The organism is Dyella sp. 01N36, assembly GCF_056399745.1.
In genome coordinates, this window is the sequence record NZ_JBFTRY010000139.1 from 1 (window position 1) to 9578 (window position 9578).

At 62.7% G+C, this 9578-nt stretch carries 7 protein-coding genes and 1 pseudogene; 3 read left to right on the top strand and 5 right to left on the bottom strand.

Annotated elements, in window-relative coordinates:
* The 5 genes and pseudogenes from AC1DMG_RS16635 to dnaA form a co-directional block, all read right to left on the bottom strand.
* Nucleotides 1-275, bottom strand: a pseudogene (locus AC1DMG_RS16635) (tetratricopeptide repeat protein); the annotation flags it as partial.
* 310 nt (nt 276-585) lie between these two features.
* Entirely contained in the window at nt 586-3000 is a 2415-nt protein-coding gene (gene gyrB, locus AC1DMG_RS16640) for a DNA topoisomerase (ATP-hydrolyzing) subunit B (RefSeq protein WP_441601814.1), read from the bottom strand.
* A 73-nt stretch (nt 3001-3073) separates the two neighbouring features.
* Nucleotides 3074-4153 (bottom strand): DNA replication/repair protein RecF, encoded by a 1080-nt coding sequence (gene recF / locus AC1DMG_RS16645; RefSeq protein WP_477180787.1) that lies wholly within the window; start codon nt 4151-4153, stop codon nt 3074-3076.
* 96 nt (nt 4154-4249) lie between these two features.
* Nucleotides 4250-5350: a DNA polymerase III subunit beta gene (dnaN, locus tag AC1DMG_RS16650; protein WP_441601816.1), complete on the bottom strand. Its 1101-nt coding sequence runs from the start codon at nt 5348-5350 to the stop codon at nt 4250-4252.
* Between the two features lie 251 nt (nt 5351-5601).
* Nucleotides 5602-6948: a chromosomal replication initiator protein DnaA gene (gene dnaA, locus AC1DMG_RS16655; RefSeq protein WP_441601817.1), complete on the bottom strand. Its 1347-nt coding sequence runs from the start codon at nt 6946-6948 to the stop codon at nt 5602-5604.
* A gap of 211 nt (nt 6949-7159) precedes the next feature.
* Between dnaA and rpmH the strand changes: the two genes are divergently transcribed.
* The 3 genes from rpmH to yidC are packed head-to-tail and all read left to right on the top strand — an operon-like array spanning nt 7160 to nt 9455.
* On the top strand, nt 7160-7297 hold the full coding sequence (gene rpmH / locus AC1DMG_RS16660; RefSeq protein WP_019464789.1) for a 50S ribosomal protein L34: 138 nt from the start codon (nt 7160-7162) through the stop codon (nt 7295-7297).
* A gap of 13 nt (nt 7298-7310) precedes the next feature.
* The gene (gene rnpA / locus AC1DMG_RS16665) at nt 7311-7709 is read left to right on the top strand and encodes a ribonuclease P protein component (protein WP_441601818.1); all 399 of its coding nucleotides are present in this window, start codon (nt 7311-7313) and stop codon (nt 7707-7709) included.
* A gap of 57 nt (nt 7710-7766) precedes the next feature.
* Nucleotides 7767-9455: a membrane protein insertase YidC gene (gene yidC, locus AC1DMG_RS16670; RefSeq protein WP_441601819.1), complete on the top strand. Its 1689-nt coding sequence runs from the start codon at nt 7767-7769 to the stop codon at nt 9453-9455.
* Nucleotides 9456-9578: the final 123 nt, after the last annotated feature.

Genomic DNA, 9578 nt, shown 5'->3' on the forward strand with positions numbered 1-9578 from the left:
TGCGCATACTTGCTCTTGCTGCCGTCGGCGATCGGCTGAAGGATCTGGATCGCCTTGTCCTTGTCCTGGTTGTTGACCGCGTCGAGACCTTCGTTGATCGCCTTCTGGTCTTTCTCGCTGGTCAGGTCCAGCTTCGGTTCCTTGCGCGTGGCGTTGGGGTACAGCGCTTCCTTCTTGTCCTTGGAAGAGCTGTCGCTCGCGATGACCGGGGTGCTCACCACGGCCAGGGCCAGCGCCGAACCAGCGAGCATCTTGATCAGGGGAACACGCTTCATGGCAGTCCTCAATGTAGGTTTCACGCGCCTAGGACGCGGGGGATCGCTGAGCGTAACCTGACTCGGCGGCAGATAACAAGTCGCACCGCGGCAACAAAGAATGTTAAAAATCAATAAGTTGGGCCATACGCCAGCGACGGGACCTGATTTTCATGCCCCAGCACCATGCCATCCGTGACTTTTCGGCCTGGAAACACGCTATCGGCAGCCCTTTTCCGGACTTTAGTTAACGTGCTAATGCGTTAATACACGCAGGCAAAAAGAAGGCCGCGCGGAAGCGAGTGGTGCTCGCATCCGCGCGGCCCGGTCGTCACACGTCGAGGTTGGCGACCTTCAGTGCATTGGCTTCGATGAAGTCGCGACGCGGTTCCACCGCCTCGCCCATCAGCATGGAGAACATCTGGTCGGCCGCAAACGCGTCCTCGATGCCCACCTGCAGCATGCGGCGGGTTTCCGGGTTCACCGTGGTTTCCCACAGCTGCTCCGGATTCATTTCACCCAGGCCCTTGAAGCGCTGGATCATGCGGCCCTTCTTGCCCTCTTCCAGCAGCCAGTGGCGCGCGTCGGCAAAGCTCAGCACGCCGCGCGAACCATTGCCCCGGCGCACCACCGCGTCCGCCTGCACCAGGCCGGCGAGTTGCTGGCTGGCCTGCAGGATCGGGCGGAATTCCGCGCCACTGAAAAACGGCTGCTGCAGCAACCAGGTATGCGAGAGGCCGTGCTGGTCGCGCACTACTTCGATCGCCGCGGGCTGCTCGTCGACGGCCGGACGCAACGCCAGGCGGTAACGCGGCTTGCCCAGCCCGCTCGCGGCCAGGCGCAATTGCACGCCGGCCAGCCAGCCCTGCATCGCCGCCGCGTCGCTCCACAGGGCCGCTTCGATCGGCGTGTGCTCGAGCATCGCGGTAAGCACCGTGGCGTCGAAGCGGTGGCCCAGTCGTTGAATCTGGTCGAGTGCGGCCTGGTAGTCGCGCAGCAACTTCTCGAGCGCTTCGCCGGAGATCGCCGGCGCGACGCCCGAGTACTGGAATTCGGCGCCGTCGAGAGCGCTGGAAACCAGGTAAGCGTTGAGCGCGGCATCGTCCTTGAGGTAGAGCTCCTGCTTGCCCTGCTTGATCTTGTAGAGCGGCGGCAGGCCGATGTAGATGTGGCCGCGCTCGATCAGCTCGGGCATCTGACGGTAGAAGAACGTAAGCAACAGAGTACGGATGTGCGAGCCGTCCACGTCCGCGTCGGTCATGATGACGATGCGGTGGTAGCGCAGCTTGTCCGGGTTGTACTCCTCCTTGCCGATGCCCGTGCCCAGCGCGGTGATCAGCGTGCCGACTTCGGCGGAGGCCAGCATCTTGTCGAAGCGGGCCTTTTCCACGTTGAGGATCTTGCCCTTCAACGGCAGCACGGCCTGGGTCTTGCGATTGCGGCCCTGCTTGGCCGAACCGCCTGCGGAATCACCCTCGACCAGGAACAGTTCGCACAGCGCCGGATCCTTTTCCTGACAGTCCGCCAGCTTGCCCGGCAGGCCGGCGATATCCAGCGCGCCCTTGCGGCGGGTCATCTCGCGCGCCTTGCGGGCTGCCTCGCGAGCGCGGGCGGCGTCGACCACCTTGGAGGCAATGGCTTTGGCTTCGCTCGGGTGCTCCAGCAGGAATTCGCCCAGCTTTTCGTTGACGGCCTGCTCCACCGCGGTCTTCACCTCGGAGGAAACCAGCTTGTCCTTGGTCTGCGAGGAGAACTTCGGATCGGGCACCTTCACCGAAAGCACGGCGATCATGCCTTCGCGCATGTCATCGCCTGAGAGCGTGACCTTGGCGTTCTTGGCCAGACCTTCCTTTTCGATGTAGCTCTGCAACGAACGCGTCAGTGCCGCACGGAAGCCCGTGAGGTGGGTGCCGCCGTCGCGCTGCGGGATGTTGTTGGTGAAGCAATACATCGTTTCCTGGTACGCATCGGTCCACTGCATCGCCAGCTCGACCGAGATGCCGTCCTGCTGCGCGCTCAGGCTGATCACGTTGGGATGCAATGCAGTCTTGAGCTGGGCCAGGTGCTGCACGAAGGAGCGGATGCCGCCTTCGTAGGCAAAGCGGTCGCTACGCCCCTCCCCGCGCTCATCCTTCAGGTCGATGGTGACGCCTGAATTGAGGAAGGCCAGCTCGCGCAGGCGTTTGGCCAGGATGTCGTAGTGGAACTCGACGTTGGTAAACGTGCCGGTGCTGGGCAGGAAGCGCACGGTGGTGCCGCGCTTGGTGGATTCGCCGACCGGCTTGATCGGGTACAGCGGCTCGCCGTGGGCGTATTCCTGCTGATATTCCTTGCCTTCGCGGTAGATGGTCAGCCACAGGTGCGAGCTGAGCGCGTTCACCACGGACACGCCCACACCGTGCAGGCCGCCGGAAACCTTGTAGGAATTGGCGTCGAACTTGCCGCCCGCGTGAAGCACGGTCATCACCACTTCCGCGGTGGACCGGCCCTCTTCCGGATGGGTATCGACCGGAATGCCGCGGCCGTTGTCGGTAACGCTGACCGAGCCATCATCGAGGATCGTGACGGTCACATGGTCGCAGTAGCCAGCAAGGGCTTCGTCGATCGAGTTGTCGACGACTTCGAACACCATGTGGTGCAGGCCGGTGCCGTCATCGGTATCGCCGATGTACATACCGGGGCGCTTGCGCACCGCTTCCAGACCTTTCAAAACTTTGATGTTGCTCGAATCGTAGGATGCGTTCATTCGTCGACCGTTTCCTGGGCGCCTTCTCCCGCCCGGACGGCGCCTAGAGGCCGGGCTGGGACACAATCGGTGATTATAGCAGGGGGCCGAGACGACCCTGTTCCACGTGGAACACTTGCGTGGGACCTTGCTGGAGGGCTTCAGGAACCTCCGTTCCCGTGACCAGTACCTGGGCGCCTACCGACCGCAGTTGGTCCACCRCGGCCGCCTGATGGGCTCTATCGAGTTCCGAGGCCAAATCATCCAGACAGACAACCGGCCACTCGCCCCGACGCTCCGCATAGAGGGCGGCCTGGGCGAGAGAGCAACCCAGTGCCGTCAGCTTCTCTTGCCCTCGAGACAGATGCTCCCGCTGGGGGGCGTGCTCAAAGACGATCGACCAGTCCGCGCGATGTGAACCCATGGTCGTGTGGCCCCGAGCCAGGTCCCTGCCGCGCTGGCTGGCGAGCAACTCGCCCAACGAGGCTTCTTCGGACCAGCCCCGCCGATATTTCATCTCCACCCGGCCCAACTCGGGCAGCAAGCCAGCCATCGCCCCTTCGATATGGGGGCGCAGTGCCGCCAAATACAGTTCTCTAAGGCGATCGATAACGGCCGCTGTGGCGTCCAATTCAGCCTCCCATGGCAAAAACAGTGTCTCGGGCGCAGGGCTGGAAGCCCTCAACAGTGCATTGCGCTGCTTGAGAGCGCGTTGGTAACGTCGCCAGGCCAACATGAACTCGTGTTCCACGTGGAACACACCCCAATCGAGATAGCGGCGGCGTTCTTCGGCCCCGCCAGCGATCAAGGCATGCGAGCCCGGTTCGAAACAAACTACGGCGCACTCCCCTACCAACTCGCTGAGGCTGACCACCTCACCGTCCATCCGCGCTTCCCAGCGAACGCCTTGTCGGCCCAAACCCAGGCGACGCCCTCGACCATCGGCGTGCCGAAGCTCGGTGAACACGGACAAGGACTCTGCACCGCGTTGGAGCAAGGCGTCTTTTGCGCCGGATCGGAACGACCGGGCGTGCGACAGCAGGAACGCTGCCTCCAAAATGCTCGTCTTGCCGGCGCCATTGGCCCCAGCAAAGACGGTCACACCGGGTTCCAGGGGGATGACGACGTCCGCGAGGCAACGCAAACCGCGAATGCGCAGGCTCTCCAGCCACATATCAGCAAACTTCCCAAGCAAGAACGCCGGAGCGTCTTTCGACGGCCCCGGCGTTCGTGACTAGCTTGCCGTGATCAGGCAAACGGTAAATCGACATCAGAGTCGCAGCGGCATGATCACGTGGCGAGCCTGGTCGCTATCGTCTTCCTGCACCAGGCAGCTCGACTGCGCGTCACGCAGGCTCAGGCGAGCACGCTCACCGCGCAAGGCAGCCAAGGCATCGAGCAAATAGCCCACGTTGAAGCCCACGGCCAGATCGGAGACTGGCGTATCGGCTTCCAGCTCTTCCACGGCCTCTTCCTGCTCCGGGTTGTGAGCCACGATGCGCAGCTTGCCCGGCGACAGTTCCAGCTTCACGCCGCGGTACTTCTCGTTGGAAAGAATCGCCGCACGCTGGAGCGCCCCGCGCAGCACTTCGCGATCGAGCGTCGCGTGCTTGTCGGCACCGAGCGGAATGACTGCCTCGTAGTCCGGAAAACGACCGTCGATGAGCTTGGAGGTGAACACCACATCGCCACGACGAACGCGCAGGTGGTTGCGGCCGAATTCCAGCTCAACCTGGCCGTCGCCGGTTTCGAACAAACCGACCAACTCGTTCACGCCCTTGCGGGGAATGATGATCTGGCGACGCGTGGAAACCTTGCTTTCCAGCTTGGTTTCCTTGAGCGCGAGGCGATGGCCGTCGGTGGCTACGCAGCGCAGCGTGTGCTCCTGCAGATCCAGCAGCATGCCGTTCAAGTAGTAGCGCACGTCCTGGTTGGCCATGGCGAACGCGGTGCGTTCCATGAGATCGCGCAGCACTTCTTCCGGCAGCGCTACTCGCTCAACCAGCTCTATTTCATCGATGGTCGGGAATTCGGTGGCTGGCAGCGTGGCGAGCGTGAAACGGCTGCGTCCAGCATTCATGGCGACGCGATCGCCATTGAGCTTCAGCTCGATCTGCGCGCCATCAGGCAATGCACGCACGATGTCGAACAGCTTGCGCGCTGGAATGGTGATCTCACCGTCGACCAGCTTGTCAGCGGTCGTAGTGGCGATCATCTCCACTTCCAGATCCGTACCCGTCAGCGACACTTTACCGTCGGCGACTTTCACCAGCAGGTTGGCTAGAACCGGCAGCGTTTGGCGGCGTTCGACCACGCCGACGACCTGCTGCAACGGCTTGAGCAGAGCTTCTCGTTGAATGCTGAATTGCATGTATGCGCTTCCCCAATCCTGCTTTTCTGTTTTTAAAAGAAGTTCTGTAGTGGTAGTAGGGGCCGTGGATAACTCAAAACTGAGAAATTATCCTTAACAATCAATACTTTGCCGAACTTTGACACTGTGTTCCCAGAGGCCTGATGATTGTGGGCCAAATGTGGATAACTTTTCGGTCCAATCCATCCACCTATTATCCACAGCTTGCCACAGTACTTTTCAAGCGTTCAGTGCACAGCCGCCCTGCTCGCTCAGCCGGTGAGGATACGGATCAGCTGTTCCCAATCCTGCCGCATGCGTGTGTCGGTCTCGCAATGCTTCTTGATCGTGCGGCAGGCATGCAGCACCGTCGTATGGTCGCGGCCACCGAACGCCTCGCCGATCTCCGGCAGGCTGTGCTCGGTGAGCTCCTTGGACAAGGCCATGGCGATCTGGCGCGGACGAGCCAGCGAACGCACGCGTCGCTTGGACAACAGATCCTGCAAGCGCACCTGGTAGTAGTCGGCCACGATCTTCTGGATGTTCGGCACCGTCACCGCTTGCGCGTGGGTGGCGAGCAGGTCGCGCAGGGTTTCTTCCGCAAAATCGATGGTGATCGGCTTGCCGTAGAAGTTGGCGCGCGCTGCCAGCGTGTTGAGCGCACCTTCCAGGTCGCGCACATTGGAGCGGATGCGCTTGGCCAGCAGCATCGCGACGTTCTCGCTCACCGCCACGCCCTTGTCCTGCGCCTTGGACAGCAGGATCGCCGCGCGCGTCTCGAAGTCCGGCGGCTCGATCGCCACCGACAGGCCCCAGCCCAGGCGCGACTTCAGCCGCGGCTCGAGCTTGTCCACCTCTTTCGGATAGCGGTCGCAGGTCAGGATGATCTGCTGCTTGGATTCGAACAACGCGTTGAAGGTGTGGAAAAACTCTTCCTGCGTGGTGTCCTTGCCGGCGAAGAACTGGATATCGTCGATCAGCAGCGCGTCGACCGAACGGAAGCGACGCTTGAACTCGTCCATGCTCTTGGTGCGCAGCGCTTCGATCATCGAACCGACAAACTGCTCCGAGCGCAGGTACAGCACCTTGAAATCAGGGTTGCGTTCGCGCATCAGGTTGCCGGAGGCGTGCATCAAGTGCGTTTTACCTAGGCCGGTGCCGCCGTACAGCAGCAACGGGTTGTAGGCGCGGCCCGGGTTCATGGCCACCTGCATGGCGGCGGCCTTGCCCAGCTGGTTCGACTTGCCTTCGACGAAGGTTTCGAAGGTGTAGTGCGGATCCAGGTTGTGGTTGAAGGTTGGCGCCGGTGCTTCGATCACCGTGGGGGCGACCTTGGCCGGCGCGGGAGCGGCCACCTTGCCGCTCGCCGTAGCGCGCGGGGAGTTGGAGCCCACTTCCAGGCGTACCGTGAGATCGTGCCCGGTCAGCTGGCTGATCACCGTTTCAATGCGCGCCAGATAGCGCTCGCGCACCGTATCGAGCGTGTAGGGGTTCGGCGCAAACAGCTGCAAGCCATGGGTGTCGTCGCGCGCCTGCAATGGCATCAGCCAGGTGTGCAGGTCTTCGGCGTTCAATTCGCCCTCGAGGCGCTCGAGACAGCGCCGCCACAGGTCACTCATGGGAAGTATTCAACCACTGGAAGGAGCGCTTTCGCGCGGGGTGGACCGGCGATTCTAGCAGCACGAGAGCTCCTTCATGGCGGGATATCCACATGGATATCCACAGGAAGTAAACAGCCTTTTGTCAACCCCGAACATACCCCTATTTGACAAGCGCCCAACTTCCTCTTCATAATTTCCAACCTTTTTACCAACTTAACCGGAGGAAGCCATGTCCAAGCGGACCTTCCAGCCCAGCAAGCTCAAGCGTGCCCGCACCCACGGCTTCCGTGCTCGTATGGCAACGGCCGATGGCCGCAAGATCCTGAACGCACGTCGCGCGAAGGGTCGCAAGCGCCTGATCCCGTAAGCGGCTCGCCAGCATGCGTGCCGCCGGCCTGCCGCGTGAAGCGCGGTTACGTAGCGCCGGTGATTTTGCAGCTTTGCGACATACCAGCGGCCGCTTCGGCGGCCGCTGTTTTTCTGTGCGCTATCGGGTCAATGACCTCGGCCACCCGCGGCTGGGCCTGGCCATATCCAAACGCGTGTCCAAGCGTGCGGTCGATCGCAACCGCATCAAGCGCCTGATACGCGAATCTTTCCGGCGCGCCCGTCTTGAGCTTCCCTCCGTCGACCTCATGGTGATGGCACGCGAGCAGGCGTGTGGCCTGCCCGGTCCGGAGCTGCTCGCCGAATTGCAGCAGCTGTGGAAGAAACTGCGTTCCGCCAAGGTCGAGGCCACATTGAAGCCGGACGGCCCGACCGGCACAATCGTGCGTTGACCTTCTCCATTCCTTTCCGCGACACGCGTGTCGCGGATGCACCGGATCTGCTCCGCGATGAATCAAACGCGTACGTTCCTCATCTTTGCCCTGCTGGCTGTCGCCTATCTCTTGTTCCAGGCCTGGGAGAAGGATTACGGCCCGCAACCGCCCGCTGCCGCCGCTGCCACCAGCAGCACCGACAGCAGCGTGCCGGGCGCCAGTGCATCCACGGCTCCGGCTGCTGCGGTACCCGGCACGGTCAGCGAGGCGTCCGCCCAGCTGATCACGGTGAGCACCGACGTGCTGCGCCTGACCATCGATACCCGTGGCGGCAGCGTGGTCCGTTCGGAGCTGCTGACCTACCCGTCGGTGCCGCGTACCCGCAAGGATCCCGATCCGGCGCCGGCGCGCCTGCTCGATGACGACCGCTCGCAGTACTTTGTCGCGCAGAGCGGCATCGTCAGCAACCAGGGCGACGCGCCCGATCATCGCGCCGTGTTCTCGGCCGCGCAGACCAGCTACACCCTCACCCAGGGTCAGGACGATCTCAAAGTCGACCTGACCTGGCAGAACGCCGCCGGCCTCAAGGTCACCAAGACCTTCGCGCTCAAGCGCGGCAGCTATGTCGTCACCGTCGACCAGAAGATCGAGAACGGCGGCAGCGCGGCATGGGCCGGCAATACCTATGAGCAGCTGCAGCGCGTGGCGCCGACGCAGCAGAAGAGCTGGCTGCAGAACTTCACCGATCCTTCGTCGCACAGCTTCTATGGCGCCGCCTGGTATAGCCCCGACGACAAGATGACCACGCTGTCGTTCGCGGACTTCGCCAAGAAGCCGTTGAACCACGCCATCACCGGCGGCTGGGCATCGATGCTGCAGCATTACTTCTTCGTGGCCTGGATTCCGCAGGCGCAGGACGCCAGCACGTACAGCACCAGCGTGATCAATGGCGATACGGCGCAGCCGGTCTATCTGATCCGCGCGGTGGGTCCGTCCATCAGCGTGGCGCCGGGCCAGAGCGCCACCAGTGCATCGCGCCTGTATATCGGTCCGAAGCTGCAGGGCACGCTTGACCAGGTCGCTCCGGGTCTGGATCTCACCACCAACTACGGTTGGCTGACCGTGGTCGCGCAGCCGCTGCACTGGCTCCTGTCGCAGCTGCACACCATCGCCGGCAACTGGGGCGTGGCGATCATCCTGCTGGTGCTGCTGCTGAAGGGTGCGCTGTGGAAGCTCACGGCCGCGCAGTTCCGCTCCGGCGCCCGCATGCGCAAGCTGCAGCCGCGCGTCAACGCTCTGAAGGAGCGTTACGGCGACGACAAGATGAAGATGCAGCAGGCCATGATGGAGCTGTACAAGAAGGAGAAGGTCAACCCGATGTCGGGCTGCCTGCCGATCCTGATCACCATGCCGGTGTTCTTCGGTCTGTATCGCGTGCTGATGGAAAGCGTGGAGCTGCGCCATGCGCCGTTCTTCGGCTGGGTGCACGACCTTTCCGCGCCCGATCCGTTCTTCGTGCTGCCGGTGATCTACATCCTGGTGATGCTGGCCACGCAGTGGCTCACCCCAGCGGCGGCGGGCATGGACCCGGCGCAGCAGAAGATGATGAAGGTGATGCCGGTGGTGTTCGGCTTCATGTTCCTGTTCTTCCCGGCCGGCCTGGTGCTGTACTGGGTGGTCAACGGTCTGACCAGCCTGACCCAGCAGTGGCTGATCACGCGCAGCGTCGATCGCGCGGACGAGAAGGCCAAGGCGACGGCCTGATCACACTCATAGGTTTGGAGAAAAGGGCCGCGTCAGCGGCCCTTTTTTGCGCAGCAAACCTATGGCTCGTCATCCCGGCGCAGGCCGGGATCCAGTGGCGGCGATGCGCGGTCTTCGCGACAG

Excerpts from the sequence above, each read along its gene's own strand:
- gyrB (WP_441601814.1), bottom strand. The coding sequence starts at position 3,000 with ATGAACGCATCCTACGATTCGAGCAACATCAAAGTTTTGAAAGGTCTG.
- dnaN (WP_441601816.1), bottom strand. The coding sequence starts at position 5,350 with ATGCAATTCAGCATTCAACGAGAAGCTCTGCTCAAGCCGTTGCAGCAG.
- dnaA (WP_441601817.1), bottom strand. The coding sequence starts at position 6,948 with ATGAGTGACCTGTGGCGGCGCTGTCTCGAGCGCCTCGAGGGCGAATTG.
- rpmH (WP_019464789.1), top strand. The coding sequence starts at position 7,160 with ATGTCCAAGCGGACCTTCCAGCCCAGCAAGCTCAAGCGTGCCCGCACC.
- rnpA (WP_441601818.1), top strand. The coding sequence starts at position 7,311 with ATGCGTGCCGCCGGCCTGCCGCGTGAAGCGCGGTTACGTAGCGCCGGT.
- yidC (WP_441601819.1), top strand. The coding sequence starts at position 7,767 with ATGAATCAAACGCGTACGTTCCTCATCTTTGCCCTGCTGGCTGTCGCC.